Source organism: Tenuifilum sp. (assembly GCF_037481895.1).
Taxonomy (GTDB): Bacteria; Bacteroidota; Bacteroidia; order Bacteroidales; family Tenuifilaceae; genus Tenuifilum; species Tenuifilum osseticum.
The window spans coordinates 25,389-41,909 of sequence record NZ_JBBFKU010000030.1 but is presented as its reverse complement, the minus strand read 5'-3'; the positions used below and the strand labels follow the sequence as shown (position 1 = coordinate 41,909).

Below are 16,521 nucleotides of genomic sequence, written 5' to 3'. Positions count from 1 at the left end.
GGTGGAAAACAAAAAAGGAACACGCTTCCCTGCGTATTCCTTTAACCGTGGAGGTAAGGGGAGTCGAACCCCTGACCTTCCCGCTTCCTGCGGGACGCTCTGGACAACTGAGACGGGTGGAAAACAAAAAAGGAACACGCTTCCCTGCGTATTCCTTTAACCGTGGAGGTAAGGGGAGTCGAACCCCTGACCTCTTGCATGCCATGCAAGCGCTCTAGCCAACTGAGCTATACCCCCATAAAATAACGCTGCAAAAATAAAAACTTTTTAATTATACTGCCAATTTCGCACAATTTTTTTTAACATGATTTAAAAAACTACGTATAATCATTGGAAGATAAATAAAATTTTTATTGCTTTGTAGCTCAAAATAAATTAGGAAATTAACCGTTATACCAAGAGCCAAATACGCAAAAATATGGAACTAAAGAAAAATCCCAAGGTTGACCTGCAAAACAAGAAACTCCTATTCTTTGAGATAGGACTTGCTTTATCGCTGGGTATTGTTTTGCTGGCCTTTGAATGGACAACCACTGACACCGTAAACGTTGACCTTGCCCAAACCTCAGAAGTAAAGGTTGAGCAGGAAATTATTCCTATTACCAACCGCGATGAGGTTAAACCCCCTGAACCACCCAAGCAGATTACCGTTTCTGACGTTATCAAGGTTGTTGACGATAACGTTAATATCAACGACAATACCGACATCTTTGATAGCGAATTCTCCGAGGACAAGGCTGTTACAGTTATGGCGTTCAAGGATGAAGAACAGGAAGAGGAAGAGTACACTCCATTCGTTATTGTAGAGGATATGCCCTCGTTCCAGGGTGGCGATATCAATAACTTCCGCGTTTGGGTACAGCAAAACCTAAAGTATCCCGATGTAGCTGCTGAAAACGGTATTCAGGGTCGCGTAATTATCAACTTTGTAGTTGAACCAAGCGGAAAGGTTACCAACGTTAAGGTTGTGCGTGGCGTTGACCCCTCTATCGATAAAGAGGCTATACGCGTGGTTTCATCGTCACCTATTTGGAAACCTGGTTCACAGCGCGGTAAATCTGTTCGCGTTCAGTTTACCATTCCAATTATCTTTGTGCTTCAGTAGTTTTTTAAAATAAGATTAGAATACTTAACCCCGCTTTTTGCGGGGTTATTTTTTTTATTATACACAATGAAAGGGGTATGGTTATCGTTTTATTACTAGAAACCCTTTAACATAAAAAGTTATGGAAGCAAAAAAATCGAAAAAAGCCGACCTGGAAAGCAAGCGTATCCTCTTCTTTGAAGTAGGATTAACAGTATCGATCCTACTTGCTATCCTGGCCTTTGAATGGAAAAGCCCTGCTGGTATCAATACTAGCCTGATTACTGAGCTTGGTAACAATAATGGAACAATTGAGTTACCGCCTATCACCACTGACCCTAAAGAGATGGTAAAACCAGAACCGCCCAAAGTGGTAATCTCCGAAAAGATTATTGTGGTTGATAACAATGTAGAGCCTAACTATAATACCGATATTTTTGAGGAACCCAAGGATGCTTATGTTCCTCCAGTTATTCGGATTGAGGAAAAAGAAGTTGATGAAACCTTTGAACGTGTTGAGGTGATGCCAACCTTTGACAAGGGCGATGCCAACCATTTCCGTAACACATATGTTATTCCAAATATCCGTTACCCACAAGAAGCAATTGACAATGGGGTAGCAGGAGTTGCTTTTGTTGAATTTGTTGTTGAGCGCGATGGCAGAGTAACAAACGTTAAGGTATTAAACAAAATAGATAAAAGTCTTGAGCGGGAGGCCATAAGGGTTGTTTCGAGTTCGCCCCGCTGGGAGCCAGGATTCAATAATGGTGTAAAGGTTAGGGTTAAATTCGTAATTCCTATTAAATTTGTGCTCAATAATTAAACCTTAACTTTGATATAATCGTTAAAGAAAACCCTGATTATTCAGGGTTTTTTATTGATACAGGCAAATGATAAACCCAATTTCGACAGCAAAAAAACAGGAAAGAGCAGTACTGGTTGGTGTTTTGCTCCCTTTTCAGAAAGAACAGGAGATAACCGATTACCTCGATGAGCTGGAATTCCTAACGGAAACAGCAGGGGCCATAACCCTAAAAAGGTTTATTCAGAAGATTGATGAACCCAACCCACGCACATTCATTGGTAGCGGTAAGGTTCAGGAGATTGCTGCTTATATTGATGATAACGATGTGGACATGGTAATTTTCGACGATGAGCTCTCTCCTACCCAACTCCGTAACCTTGAGCACGAATTTAAACGCAAGGTGCTGGATCGCACCAACCTAATACTCGATGTGTTTGCCCAACGGGCAAAAACGGCTTACGCCAAAACCCAGGTTGAGCTGGCACAGTACCAATTCTTGCTTCCCCGCCTAAAACGAATGTGGACTCACCTTGAGCGTCAGCGCGGAGGTATTGGGCTACGAGGCCCTGGCGAACGTGAAATTGAAACCGACCGCCGTATTATTCGCGACCGAATAGCCAAGCTAAAGGAGGAACTCAACAAGATTGACCGCCAGATGGCCACACAACGTAAGAATCGAGGAAGCGTGGTTCGTGTTGCGCTGGTTGGCTACACCAACGTGGGTAAGTCCACCATTATGAACCTCATCAGCAAATCGGATGTATTTGCTGAGAATAAACTTTTTGCCACCCTCGATACCACAGTGCGTAAGGTGGTAATTGGCAATCTGCCTTTCCTGCTATCCGATACCGTTGGTTTTATCCGAAAGCTACCACATCAGCTGGTGGAGTCGTTCAAGTCAACCCTCGATGAAGTACGAGAGGCCGACCTGCTGCTGCATGTAGTTGATATAGCCCACCCCAACTTTGAGGAGCAAATCAATATAGTTAACCAAACGCTGCACGAGATTGGTGGAGGCGATAAACCAACCATTCTTGTTTTTAACAAGATTGATGCCTATACCTGGACCCGTAAGCCCGACGACGACCTTGCCCCATCCACCCGCGAGAACATCAGCCTTGATGAGCTAAAACGGACATGGATAAGCAAAAAGGGAACCCATACCATTTTCATTTCTGCCAAGCAGAAAATCAACATTGATGAGTTTCGTGCTTTGCTTTACACGATGGTAAGGGAGATACATGTAACGCGTTATCCCTACGATAATTTCCTCTACCCCGATATTACCGAAGCCAACCTTTAGCGTTCAAAAACTCGGCTATTTGGATGGCATTGGTGGCTGCGCCCTTGCGAAGATTATCGGCTACTACCCAAAGGTTAAGGCTTCGCGGTTGGGAAATATCACGTCGGATACGTCCTACAAACACATCATCCTTGCCCTCGGCAAAGCGTGGCATGGGGTAATGGTTTGCGGCGGGGGTGTCCTGTACCACAATTCCAGGTGCATTGCGTAAAATTTCGAATACATCGTTTAGATCGAAATCGTGCTCAAACTCAAGGTTTACCGACTCGGAATGGCCACCGATAACTGGAATACGAACAACCGTGGGTGAAACCATGATGCTCTGGTCGCCAATAATCTTGCGGGTTTCGTCAATAAGCTTTTGCTCTTCGGTGGTGTAACCATTATCAAGAAATGTTCCGCCATGTGGGAAGCAGTTTAGGTCAATAGGGTGTGGGTAGGCCATATCGACATTGTGACCTTGGCGCTCGCCAAAAAGCTGATTCACCGCTTTAACACCTGTTCCGGTAACCGATTGGTAGGTTGAGATGACTATGCGCTTAATACGATACTTTTGATGCAACGGATTGATTGCCACCACCAGCTGAATGGTGGAGCAGTTTGGGTTGGCTATGATTTTATGGTTGGGGGTAAGAATATCGGCGTTAACCTCAGGAACGATGAGTGGGATTTCGGGGTACATTCGCCAGCACGATGAGTTATCGATAACCGTTGTGCCAGCTTCGGCAAATCTTGGAGCCCATTCCTTTGAGGCAGCCGAACCAGCTGAAAAAATAGCCACTGCGGGTTTCTGTTTAACGGCATCGGCTACGGAGCATACCCTGACATCGGTTCCCCTGAACTTTACTGTTTTACCAACCGATTTTTCCGATGCGGCCGGAATTAATTCATCTACGGGAAAGTTGCGCTCTTCAAGAACGCGAAGCATAACACTACCTACGAGGCCTGTTGCCCCAACTACTGCCACTCGCATAAAGAAATATTTTTCAGGTGATTAATTAAAATTTTTCGTAAATTTTGATTGTAAAATTATACAATAGTTTAAATGCGAGCGTCGGTCTTACTTATTTTAACACTGCTGGCAAAACCTATTGTTGGGCAGCAAGTTGTAGGTTACAATTTTGAAACAGGTGACCTATCGGGTTGGATTCAAAAACCCGAAAACCGATGGGCGATTAGTACAAGCAGCCCCCTTTCGGGGAGCGCTTCGCTCAGGCATAGCTTCGACAACAGCGTTGCCTACACCGATACAATTTATAGGGCTTTGCCCAACTGGGATATTGAAAAGGGCGATGTTACATGGCGATTCCTAATTCGTCACGGTTACGACCCTTCGGCATCGAACAGCTGGTGGTTTTACCTGATGACCGATAGCAGTATTGCTAGCGCAAGCCAATCGGGGTATGCCATAGGTGTTAACCTAACTGGTAGTGACGACCTGTTAAAGTTTTGGCGCATTGATAATGGAAACGCTCAGGTTGTGCTTGCATCAACCTTAAACTGGCAAACACAGATTGGCACAGGTAAAGCAGGAGCAATTGAGGTTACAAGAACATCAGATGGCACCTTTACTCTAAGCGCATCGGTGAACGGTAGTTTTAACTCACTTATTACTTACGGTACATTAACCGATAACAGCTACAAGGACTTTACTTTCTTTGGGATTGGATATCGTTACTCATCGGCGCAAGATATGAAGCTTTGGGCCGATGAAATATCGTTCACGTATCAGTCTATCAATCTAAACGACCGAACCACAAATGTTTTGGAACCCACACAGCAGGTAACACCCGCCAATATTGCATCTACATCAACATCGGTTGAAAATAGTGTTGATGTTTTTAGGTTTCGTATTGCCGATGCGGGTTCGGGCGATGGTTTGCCAACCTACATCAAGCGAATAACCATTAAAAATCCTGATCCCGAAACCATATCGTGGGGTAACCTGCTTGGTGGCATCACCCTTAAAAAGGAAGGGCTGATAGTCCCAACCCAAAGCGTTAGCATTAGCGACCAACAGATAACTATTGAGTTAGATAGCACGTATGGCACTGTTCCCGATGGTCAAAGTGTAGAGCTCACTTTGGGTATCTACCTTAAACAAAACAATATTTCCGATAATATCAGCCTGAGGTTTGAGATTGACAACCAGAACCATGGCTTTCTATCGAGCCTTTGGGGTTCAGGGTTTGCGCAAACCTTTCCGGCCAAGGTGCAATCGGGAATATTCACCATACGGGTTGACGCAACACAGGCAATGTTTCGCAACATCTCGCCAATTGCCATTATTGGTAAGCCTTTTACGCTTGAAGTGGCAGCCACCGATACCAATGGCAATGTAGATACTGACTACATGGGTAATGTTGCAATAAGTCTTGCTGAGGGTTTAGGAAACCTAAGCTCAGCAAACGGTTTAAGCCGGATAGCCCTGCAAGGCGTTGCAAAATGGGATAGCTTACTATACGATAGGTATGGAACCATTCAGATCAAGGCCACCGGCGATAGCCTGAGCATGGCCCTAAGCGATTATATAGTAATTGGATACGATACAAGTTCGATTGCCGAAACTCCTGGCACACAGGTGCAGTCGTTCGATATCAGCTCAATGGCTAACAGTCCGGCGCAAGCCAACGAGATAATGCGATTCCGCATTACCGACACGGGCAGCGATGGCGCTCCTACCTACCTGATGAAAATTCGATTGAACAGGGCAAATACAGCAAATGCAGCAACGTTAAATAAGGTAATTGAAGGCATTTTAGTAAAACAGGGTACAAGCTATATTCCAACTTCAAGCGTGGATATTAAAACTTCAACCATTGATATTACCTTCCCACAAGGTGCATTAACTATTGCCGATGGCCAAAGTAAAGAGTTGAGTGTATGGATATACCTGAAAAGTAGCGGTATAGTTGATAATCAAACTATACAGTTCTATATCGATAAGAAAAATCCGATGTTTGAGGCCTATGATATTGGTAGCCGTTTTGCAACCATTTTCCCAAGCAACATCAACTCTGCAACAGCCACCATCAGGGTGATTGCTTCAAGGTTGATGTTTACAAGTGTTCCTGCCCGCGTTGGTGTTAACGAAGAATTCAATGTAAAGGTAAAGCCAACCGATGCAAACGGTAATCCCGATGCCAACTTCAACGCCAATGTGACACTCCTGCTTGCCACAGGCAATGGTGAGCTTGCTTTGCAATCGGAAAATCCTGCGCCAATTGTAAATGGCGAGGCGCAGTTTGATGCCACCTATTCAGCGCCAGGCGTGTTCACGCTTATAGCACGCAACCCGAACCTTAACGATGCCGTGTCGGGTAACATCACATGCGGCGATGCCGACGGTATAGCAACACCGCTAATCCAGCCGTCCGATACGGTTGTTTTTACACCTAACAACAGTTACGCATCGGCAGCCCTCGAAATTATTCGGTTTAAACTGAAAGACCCCGGCAGTACCGATGATTTACCGCTGAACGTTAGCCAAATTAAACTACTTGCCTTTAATCCAAGCGACTTACCATTGCTGGCACGAATGGTTCAAGGTTTTGTATTGGACAATGGGACATCGGTTGTTACACCTAAAGGTTTCTCGTTTAGTGGGAATGCCCTTCAAATCAGTTTTAACGAGGATGACTTTTTGGTAAACGATGCCGATTCGGCCAACTTTATTCTCAAAGTCTTTTTAAAGGACAGAAACCTTGTGGATGCTTTCCGGTTTCAGTTCTACATACCTGCAAGCAACCATGGATGGAGTACCTTTGATAACAGCACTGCTTTTAGCAGTGCATTTCCATCAACCATATTTGGCCGACCCTGCCGAGTTGAAATCCAAGCCGACAGGCTAAGATTTTTGAACCAACCCTTTGCAGTAAACCCCAATGAACCATTCAGCGTGAGTGTAATGGCATGCGATGCCCGTGGAAATGTTGACCGCGAATTTCAAGCGTATGCAGCGCTTGAATTACAAAATGGCACTGGTAATCTCACTGTTGACCCAATACTTCAACCGCTCGACAAAGGCATTGCCACATGGAGTGGTGTAAAGTTTTCATCAACCGGAACGTATCGGCTTAAATCTTATTTTGGCTGGTTAGCCGATGCCGTATCGGATAATATTTACTGCGGATATAACCATGTTTGCCAAATAAATGAGAACTTTGAGGGCCAGCTACCAGGTTGGAACGGGATAGACAATTGGATAGCATCAAGGGTAGAGCCAATTGGCGGAGAACTTTCACTTGCCCATGCTGGCGACCCGGGAGCAAAGCAATCGGTTATAAGCATACCCATCGAAAACACTCTTAACGGGAAAGCCTTGGAGTGGAGCATAACCATTAGAAACGGCAATTGGGATCCATCGTCGGAAAACTACTTTTACCTGGCATTTTCATCTACTCAGGAAAATCCAATGGATTCTGCGGCCCAAGGCTTTGCCGTAGGCATAAATCCATCGAGCGGAAACGATTATATCTCGGTTTGGCGATTTGGTGCAGGCAAACGAAGTAATATTATTCAATCGGGCTTCGACTGGAACGAGAACGACGAAGTCAAAATCACTGTTACCCTTTCGCCAAAAGGAATACTTAAGCTATGGTTTACCCCGAAATCCAATGGTTTGAAAACCTATGGTGGCGAAACTATAGTTGCAAATCCGATTGGAGGTTATTTGGCGTTTGTTTTTGCATATACATCGAGCCGTGCAGGACAACTCTGGATTGATGACCTTAAATTTTGCGCTACCGATTACCCACCGGTTATAAGCAGTGCCAAAATAGTAAACCTGAATACCATAAGGGTCATTTTCTCAAAGCCAGTGACCGCACAATCGGCTATAAACATTGATAATTACCGTTTAAAATCGAGCAGCGGGCAAATTATCGATATTAATGAAATAAAAATTAGCGAAACTAATGCTGTTACGCTTGTTACCCCAAAATTACCCTTTGATAAATTGATTTTAAGCATTAAGAATATTGCCGATGGTAACGGTTACAGTTTGCCCGATAGTATTGAGTTTGGATTGAGCACCCAAGGTAATTTTGGGCATCTGATTATTAACGAAATAATGGCCAACCCCATACCATCGAATGGTTTGCCTGAATACGAGTACATTGAACTTTTCAATCCGGGTACCGATACAGTGTTTACATCGGGCTGGCAGCTTACGCTGAACAATAAAACCGTTACACTTCCTGCCGATACCATTTTGCCAAAGTCGTTTGCGCTTATTGGAGGCACTACTGCCATAAGCAATTTTAAACCCTACGGAAAGGCCATTGCGGTAACATCGTTCCCCTCGTTACTAAACGATGGCATGTTGCTCAAACTCTACGACCCGCAAGGAAATCTTATTAGCTTTGCTAACTACTCAACCGAATGGTATAACGATTCTACGCGAACTGGAGGTGGTTACTCGTTGGAATGTATCGATTACACCAATCTTGCCGAGGGTAAAAACAATTGGCGGGCATGTATAGCGCCCGAGGGTGGGACACCCTGTGCAGTCAATTCCGTATCGGCATCAAATCCCGATATCACATCACCAACACTAAGCTACATTGAGGTTCCCAATGCCCTAACCATTCGGCTAGTTTTTAATGAAGCTATGGATAGTCTTTCCGTGACCCTTCGCGAAAACTATAAAACCAGCCTAAAAATTGATGAGATAAGTGTTAGCCAACTTTTTACACAGGTTACCATTCAGCTATCGGAACCCCTTGAGCCCCAGAATATATATGAGATTGCCATTTCGGGTTTATGCGATTTTGCAGGAAACATCATGCCCGATACGGTTATCCGGGTAGGCCTGCCCCAAATTGCCAATCAGGGTGATATTGTAATAAACGAGGTTCTTTTCAACCCCTATGTGGGTGGAACCGATTTTGTGGAACTTTTCAATCCAACTGGCAAATGCTTCGACCTTTCGCAACTAAAACTTGCAAATCGGAACGAGACCGACCATACCCTAAAAGATGTTAATCCCACTTCGCCACTGCCAAAACTTTTGTTCCCCAACGAGTTTGCAGTAATTACTCTAAACCCTAATCAGGTTGAACAGTTCTATTCCTGCCTTAATGCCGCTGCTTTTGTCAAGGTTTCAAAAATGGCAGCTTTTAATATCGACAAGGGCTATGTGGTATTACTAAACTCCAACAACGACATAGTTGATGAATTGCGCTATACCGAAAAGATGCATAACCGGCTGCTTAACGATGTTAAAGGGGTGTCGCTTGAACGAATCAATCCCAACATGCCAACCAACCAATCAAGCACATGGCAATCGGCTGCACAGGCAGCCGGGTTTGCAACCCCAACATACCGGAACTCCCAATATACCGATTTAACTGCAAGTAATAGCAGTTTTACCTTAGCCCCGGAGACCTTCTCGCCCGATGGCGATGGCCGCGATGATTACCTGCTTATAAACTACGCGTTACCCGAACCCGGTTATGTGGCCAATATCAGGATTTTCAATGCTAACGGCGTTGAAATCTATCGACTTGCCAACAACTTAACCCTAGGAACATCGGGGCAGTTGAGGTGGGATGGAACCGACACCCAAAACCGACGGGTTAATTCGGGTATTTACATTGTTTACATCGAATACTTCAACCTCTCGGGAAAGGTTAACCGGGAAAAGAAAACCTGTGTGGTTGGGTACAGGTAGGATTTATTGAAACGTATTGTTAGCCCAGGTAAAAAATTCAGTTAAGTTGAAGACAAAGATTTGCTTTGAACTATTAGATTCGTTAGAATATTTTTTTGAGGCAACAGCATCTTTTAGCCATTGAATCGCACCTTGTTTCCAACCCTGTCCATCAATTAGAATGATAATTGTATTTTCAGGCATTGCTTCAATTGCATTAAGATACAAGTAGGGTAGTTTCTCATCAACAGAACCTGACACTTGTTGCCATTTACACTCTATTCGTGCACAAATATTATATCTTTCCGATAGCAATAAGAATTCGGTATTACCACTATGTTTGTATATTGTTGTAAATGGAACATTCACAAGTAACAACTCATTTCCGTATTTTTCTTTGTTTTTTTCCCAGTCCCTATATTTTACTATCTCAAACCGCTTTCCCCTAAAAACAGATACTACGGCTCTTTCTAGTTGATTTCCTGTTTCATTACTTTTACTTCCTTTTTCCATCATGCTATAGAGTAATTGGTTACAACTATTTCGTTGATTAAACCACGCTTTTGAGCATTGGAATTAATCATTCTTTTGGCAGGAACTCTAATAATGTTAAACTTCTGATAAATGGTATCAAAAAAATCATCATTAGGATCTACATTTTTAGGATCGGAATTGCTTAACATCTGCAGTACGCCCCGTTCATTCAATGTGTTAAATAGTTTTGAAAGCCTGATTTGTTCAGAATCGGAAAAATCATTTTTACTATAATGTTTGAAATTAGCGGTTTTGCTTATAGGCCGATAAGGAGGATCAAAGTATATGAATGCGTTCGATTTAAGATCCTGAATAACTGAATAAAAATCTGCTTTTCTAATTTCGGCTATTTGAAGCACCTTATGAACAGCCAGCAAATTTTGCTCATCGCAAATTGTCGGATTTTCATAATCACCCATGGGGGAATTAAATTCACCCTTAGAGTTAACCCTAAATAAACCGTTAAAACAGGTTCGATTTAAAAAAATTAACTGAGCGGCACGTGGAACCCAATTATCAGAATACTTATCATAGTCAACATTAAATTTTTGAAGATTATAATTGGTTCTCTGTTCATAAAAGTATTCTTCTCTGTTTTTTTTGTCAAGACTGCGATATGTTTTTTGATACCTATAGAGAAAGTCTAGCAATTTAGATACATCTTTTTGAATTACTCTATAAGTCAAAACAAGTTCTTCGTTTATGTCGTATAGAAATGCACTTTCAATATCATAGTTTTGTGCTATATCAAAGAACACAGCACCACTTCCCAGAAACGGTTCGTAATAGTTTTTTATCTTTTTTTGTTTCAAATCGCTGGGATATAAATTTTTAAATAAAGGCAATAACTGTGTTTTACCCCCTGCCCATTTCAGAAAGGGTTTTGCTTCAAATTGTCTTGGGTTGAAAAGATCTTCAACCCTTGAATCATTTTCTATATCGGTTTTATAATCCCTTTTCTTGGTCATAGGATATAATCTTCATACAAATTTAGAGTTTTCTTTAGATTTTTTTAGGCATAATGTTGATATTTTATACTTTTGACAAAAGCAATTTGATATGGAAGGCTACATTGAACTACCCAAGTGCACATTACGATACCGTATTACTGGAAGCGGTCCGGCAGTGGTGCTGCTGCATGGATATTTGGAAAATCTTACCATTTGGGATGAGCTAACCGTGGAGCTCGAAACCGATTATACCATACTCACGGTTGACCTGCCCGGACATGGCAAATCAATTTGCAAGGAGGAGGTAATTGGCATGGATTTCATGGCCGACTGCGTAAGCGCGGTTATGCGTTCGGTATCAATCAATAAGGTACATCTTATTGGACACTCAATGGGCGGATATGCAAGCTTGGCCTTTGCTGAACGTTACCCTAACTGGCTCACGGGGCTATGCCTGTTCCATTCCACCCCCAATGCCGATTCCCATGAGAAACTTGCAGCCCGCATGGCCGACATTAAACTGGTTAGGGACGGGAAAAAAGAACAAATTGTGCAAACCAGTATCCCGCGATTGTTTGCCAACCAAAATCACCATAGACTGTCGGGCGAAATTGAGCACATGAAATCAATTGCCCGAAACACAAGCGATGCCGGCATCATTGGTGCGCTAAACGGAATGGCTCAACGCCCCGATCGCAACCACGTAATTGAACAGGCACTTTTTCCGGTTACCATGATATTTGGGAAATACGATAATTTAATTTCAATGGAGGTAGCCCAAGCGTTGCAGGAGCGACATAAAAAAGCAAAAACCATCTACCTTGAAAATTCCGGTCACATGGGCTTTATGGAGGAACCCGAAAGAACGGCTTTGGCTATTAAATCGGTATTAAAATAAGTTATCTTTACCCCATGGAAAAAAGCAAGTATCCTTACGGAGTTAAGCAACCTCAGTTTGACAGGCGTTACCTGCAAATGGCTAAAATTTGGGCAAAAAACTCATACTGCAAACGCAGGCAGGTTGGTGCACTTATTGTTAAGGAACGAATGATTATTTCCGATGGATACAACGGCACACCCTCGGGTTTCGAAAATATCTGCGAGGATGAGAGTGGTAAAACTAAACCCTACGTTTTGCATGCCGAAGCTAATGCCATAACCAAAGTGGCCAAATCGAGCAACAGCTCCGAGGGTGCTACCCTTTACGTTACCTCTTCGCCTTGCATGGAATGCTCTAAGCTGATTATTCAGGCCGGAATCCGGAGAGTGGTTTACTGCGATGAATACCACAACCTCGATGGTATCGACCTGTTAAAACGCGCCGGAATTGAAGTGGTAAAAATTGAGATTGAGGATGTTGAAGATTTTTAATGACCAGGAATAGTATGAATTACCGAAACTCTAAGAAAGACATTATTTACCCAATAGTTTTTGCCATTGTGCTTATTATTGGTGTTGTTATTGGGCTGATTTTAGGCGGAAGGGTAGAGAAACCTAACCTACTTGTTTACCCCCGCACCGATAAGCTTAGTAATGTTATTCGTTACATTGCCGATGAGTATGTCGATACCATATCGGTTGAAACCCTTGTAGAGAATACCATACCTGCCGTGCTGAAAAACCTCGATCCTCATTCGGTTTATATTCCTGCCAAGGATTTACAATCGGTAAATGAACCGTTGGAGGGCGGTTTCGATGGCATAGGTATTCAGTTTAACATGAACAACGATACGGTTGTTGTGATTAACACTATACCTGGTGGCCCTTCGGAAAAATTAGGGATTTTGGCTGGTGATAGAATTGTAAAAGTAAACGGAAGGAACATTGCTGGCGTTAAATTCCCTATGGATAGTGTTCCCAAATTGCTGAAAGGACCAACTGGAACAAGGGTAAAGGTTAGCATCAAACGTGCCGATGTCCCCGATCTTATCGATTTTGATATAGTTCGTGATAAAATTCCAATTTACAGCGTAGATGTTGCCTACATGCCCACACAGGATATTGGTTACATCAAGATCAACACCTTTGCCAAAACAACTTACAAGGAGTTCCTGGAGGCCATGGTTAAGCTTACCGAAAAAGGTATGACCAAACTAATCCTCGACCTGCGGAGCAATAGCGGTGGCTATATGGATGCAGCCATTAATATTGCCAATGAATTCTTACCTGCCAATAGGTTGATTGTTTATACCCAAGGGAAAAACCGTCCGCGACAGGATGCTAAGTCGAATGGGAAAGGTTTCTTCCAAGATCTACCCCTTGCAATTCTGATCGATGAGTTTTCAGCATCGGCCAGCGAAATTCTTGCCGGTGCCATTCAGGATAACGATCGTGGTGCTATTATTGGTCGCCGTTCCTTTGGAAAAGGATTGGTGCAGGAGCAGGTTTACTTTTCCGATGGTTCTGCGCTTAGGTTAACCATTGCCCGTTATTACACCCCTTCGGGGCGTAGCATCCAAAAACCATACAAACCTGGCGACGAGGAATACTTTTACGAAATTGGCAACCGTTACCTGCATGGAGAGTTTCAGAATGCCGATAGCATTCAGTTTGCCGATTCGCTCAAGTATTACACCGTTGGAGGCAGAACGGTTTACGGCGGAGGCGGAATCATGCCCGATTTATTTGTTCCGCTCGATACGGCTGGAATCACCCCCTACTATCAACAGGTTTCGCGTCGAAACCTTATTTACCGCTACGCCTTTAAGTTTGCCGATGAGCACAGGAAGCAAACCCGTGGCATGAAGAGTTTCGACGAGGTTGACCGTTACCTCAAAAAGTTTAATATTATGGCCGATTTTGTTGCTTTTGCTAAACAAAATGGGGTTGATCCCGACTCAAATGATTTAGCCAAATCAAAGCTGATTATTGAAACCCAGTTGAAGGCAACCATAGCCCGAAATATCATCGACAACGAGGGCTTTTACCCCTACATTCGATATATTGACGAAACCCTGATTAAAGCCATAGACCTTTGCGAGAAAGGCAACTGCATTTTGCCCTTAAATAGGAATTAGTTGATGGTGTAATGGAACGGAACACAGATAAAGCAGATTTTACTGAATTAAACTGAGAAACACCGTGTAACTTTGTGTAAAACTGTAACTGCAATGTAGTTGTTGGTTGAAGCAAGTAAAAAGGATTCTAAAGAGAATAATAATAAATTCCCAGATTCAGGAATTATTATATCGATTTAAGTTAGCTGAATAAAAATTTTTCACCTCATTAGGTGTAAACATTTTAAATGGAAATCAACACCAATCAAACAGAAGAGGTTATAGAGGTTGGCAAGGCTAACCGGCTTGCCCTATTAATGCTCTTCCCAATTGCAGCAATTGCAATTATCCCCTTTGTGCTTATTTATGGTTATGAGCCACTTGCCAACGGTATGATTTTTTTGAAAAATCACCAGCTGCAAATTTTGGTTGCATTCGTTCTGCTTATATTCATACACGAGGGATTACATGGTGTAACGTGGGCTTTTTTTGCAAAAAACGGATTCAAGTCGATACATTTTGGGATTAAGTGGTCATACCTTACCCCCTACTGCCATTGCAACGAACCAATGAAACGCAAACACTACATGCTAGGAGGTATAATGCCAGGGCTTATTACCGGCGTAATCCCAATAATAATCGCCTTGGTAACAGCTAACGGCTGGTTACTAATTTCAGGTATTTTCCTTACCGCAGCAGCCGGCGGCGATATCCTAGTTCTGATACGGGTGCTAAAATACCCATCAAACCTCATATTTATGGACCATCCTAAGGAGATTGGGTTTATAGTATTTAAACGCTGAAACGGAATAAACAATTAACCATCGTCCCATTTTAGTTTTGGGGTAATGTATTTAACCATTGCCTACATTCACCCTCCGCAACAGGAATGGTTTTGATTTCATTACGTGAGAATCACCGTAAACTTTTTCTGCTAACTTTGTGCATAATTAAAAAAATCACAGCTATGTACGGAAAAATCAAAAACGATTTACAGCAACAGCTTGAGAATATCAAGGCCGAAGGGCTTTATAAAACTGAACGCATTATCACTACCCCGCAAGGAGTTGAAATAGTTGCCAACGGCAAAAAGGTTCTGAACTTCTGCGCCAATAACTACCTTGGCCTCTCGTCGCATCCTGCAGTTATTGAGGCAGGCAAAAAGGCTACCGACGAGTGGGGCTTTGGCATGTCGTCGGTGCGCTTTATTTGCGGAACGCAGGACCTACACAAGCAGCTTGAGCGTAAGCTAAGCGAGTTTCTTGGGACCGAGGATACAATTCTTTACTCATCGGCATTCGATGCAAACGGTGGTATTTTTGAGCCCATACTAGGCGAGGAGGACGCAATTATTTCCGACGAACTTAACCATGCATCAATCATTGATGGTGTTAGGCTTTGCAAAGCTCAACGATTCCGCTACAAAAATAACGATATGGCCGACCTGGAGGCCAAACTTCAAGAGGCCGCCAACTGCCGTTACAAAATGATTGTTACCGATGGTGTATTCTCAATGGATGGGATTATTGCTCAGGTTGACAAGATTTGCGACCTAGCAGATAAGTACGACGCCATGGTAATGGTGGACGATTCACATGCTACAGGTTTTGTGGGCAAAACCGGTCGTGGTACTGCTGAGTACTGCAATGCACTGGGCAGGGTCGATGTTATTTCAACCACGTTTGGAAAAGCACTTGGAGGTGCATCGGGTGGTTGCATCTCGGGTCGAAGGGAGATTATCGACATGCTCCGTCAGCGTTCGCGCCCCTATCTTTTTTCAAACTCGCTCATGCCTTCCATTGCCGGAGCAACACTTAAGGTTCTTAACATGCTTACCGAAACTACCGAACTACGCGATAGGCTTTGGGAAAACACTCAGCTATTCCGTAAAGGAATGACCGAAGCCGGTTTCCGTATAGTTGAGGGTGTTCACCCCATTACCCCAATAATGTTTGGCCACCTACCCAACGATGCTAAGCTATCGCAGGACTTTGCTGCAGCCTTGCTTGAAGAGGGTATTTATGTGATAGGTTTCTACTATCCCGTTGTACCTAAAGGTAAAGCCCGCATAAGGGTTCAAATAAGTGCAGCTCACACCCGCGAACATATCCAGTTTGCCATTGAAAAGTTCACAAAGGTGGGCAAGAAATTGGGTGTGATTTAAAGAAATCATCCTATCAGAAAGATTGGCACCTTT

General features: G+C 43.2%; 12 protein-coding genes and 1 tRNA gene. 9 read left to right on the top strand and 4 right to left on the bottom strand.

What is annotated here, in order from left to right:
* Positions 1 to 163: 163 nt before the first annotated feature.
* Positions 164 to 237, bottom strand: a tRNA-Ala gene (locus tag WHS63_RS09785).
* Positions 238 to 418: 181 nt separating this feature from the next.
* Between WHS63_RS09785 and WHS63_RS09780 the strand changes: the two genes are divergently transcribed.
* The 3 genes from WHS63_RS09780 to hflX all read left to right on the top strand — a co-directional run bounded on the left by WHS63_RS09780 (position 419) and on the right by hflX (position 3,192).
* Positions 419 to 1,105 carry an energy transducer TonB gene (locus WHS63_RS09780; protein WP_445204956.1) on the top strand — a complete coding sequence of 229 codons (687 nt, stop codon included), beginning with the start codon at positions 419 to 421 and terminating at the stop codon, positions 1,103 to 1,105.
* Between the two features lie 121 nt (positions 1,106 to 1,226).
* Positions 1,227 to 1,907, top strand: a complete 681-nt coding sequence (locus WHS63_RS09775; protein WP_445204955.1) for an energy transducer TonB — start codon at positions 1,227 to 1,229, stop codon at positions 1,905 to 1,907.
* 67 nt (positions 1,908 to 1,974) lie between these two features.
* Complete coding sequence (gene hflX, locus WHS63_RS09770) at positions 1,975 to 3,192, top strand: GTPase HflX (protein ID WP_445204954.1); 1,218 nt, start codon at positions 1,975 to 1,977, stop codon at positions 3,190 to 3,192.
* Here hflX and WHS63_RS09765 read toward each other — a convergent pair.
* Complete coding sequence (locus WHS63_RS09765) at positions 3,173 to 4,165, bottom strand: aspartate-semialdehyde dehydrogenase (RefSeq protein ID WP_445204953.1); 993 nt, start codon at positions 4,163 to 4,165, stop codon at positions 3,173 to 3,175. The two genes, hflX and WHS63_RS09765, sit on opposite strands and share 20 nt — an antisense overlap.
* 72 nt (positions 4,166 to 4,237) lie before the next feature.
* On the opposite strand from WHS63_RS09765, the gene WHS63_RS09760 reads away from it, so the two are divergent.
* On the top strand, positions 4,238 to 9,865 hold the full coding sequence (locus WHS63_RS09760) for a lamin tail domain-containing protein (RefSeq protein ID WP_445204952.1): 5,628 nt from the start codon (positions 4,238 to 4,240) through the stop codon (positions 9,863 to 9,865).
* A 3-nt stretch (positions 9,866 to 9,868) separates the two neighbouring features.
* On the opposite strand, the gene WHS63_RS09755 is transcribed toward WHS63_RS09760, so the two are convergent.
* The gene (locus tag WHS63_RS09755) at positions 9,869 to 10,360 is read right to left on the bottom strand and encodes a PD-(D/E)XK nuclease superfamily protein (protein ID WP_445204951.1); all 492 of its coding nucleotides are present in this window, start codon (positions 10,358 to 10,360) and stop codon (positions 9,869 to 9,871) included.
* Positions 10,357 to 11,346: a DNA adenine methylase gene (locus WHS63_RS09750; protein ID WP_445204950.1), complete on the bottom strand. Its 990-nt coding sequence runs from the start codon at positions 11,344 to 11,346 to the stop codon at positions 10,357 to 10,359. The genes WHS63_RS09755 and WHS63_RS09750 overlap by 4 nt, the downstream gene beginning before the upstream one ends.
* 91 nt (positions 11,347 to 11,437) lie before the next feature.
* Here WHS63_RS09750 and WHS63_RS09745 point away from each other — a divergent pair, with 91 nt between their 5' ends.
* The 5 genes from WHS63_RS09745 (at position 11,438) to kbl (ending at position 16,488) form a co-directional block, all read left to right on the top strand.
* Entirely contained in the window at positions 11,438 to 12,226 is a 789-nt protein-coding gene (locus tag WHS63_RS09745; RefSeq protein WP_445204949.1) for an alpha/beta fold hydrolase, read from the top strand.
* 14 nt (positions 12,227 to 12,240) lie between these two features.
* On the top strand, positions 12,241 to 12,699 hold the full coding sequence (locus tag WHS63_RS09740) for a deoxycytidylate deaminase (protein ID WP_445204948.1): 459 nt from the start codon (positions 12,241 to 12,243) through the stop codon (positions 12,697 to 12,699).
* The gene (locus WHS63_RS09735; RefSeq protein WP_445204947.1) at positions 12,699 to 14,345 is read left to right on the top strand and encodes a S41 family peptidase; all 1,647 of its coding nucleotides are present in this window, start codon (positions 12,699 to 12,701) and stop codon (positions 14,343 to 14,345) included. Before WHS63_RS09740 ends, WHS63_RS09735 begins: the two co-directional genes overlap by 1 nt.
* Before the next feature lie 227 nt (positions 14,346 to 14,572).
* Complete coding sequence (locus WHS63_RS09730) at positions 14,573 to 15,127, top strand: DUF3267 domain-containing protein (protein WP_445204946.1); 555 nt, start codon at positions 14,573 to 14,575, stop codon at positions 15,125 to 15,127.
* Between the two features lie 164 nt (positions 15,128 to 15,291).
* Complete coding sequence (gene kbl, locus WHS63_RS09725) at positions 15,292 to 16,488, top strand: glycine C-acetyltransferase (protein ID WP_445204945.1); 1,197 nt, start codon at positions 15,292 to 15,294, stop codon at positions 16,486 to 16,488.
* The last annotated feature ends 33 nt before the right edge of the window (positions 16,489 to 16,521 follow it).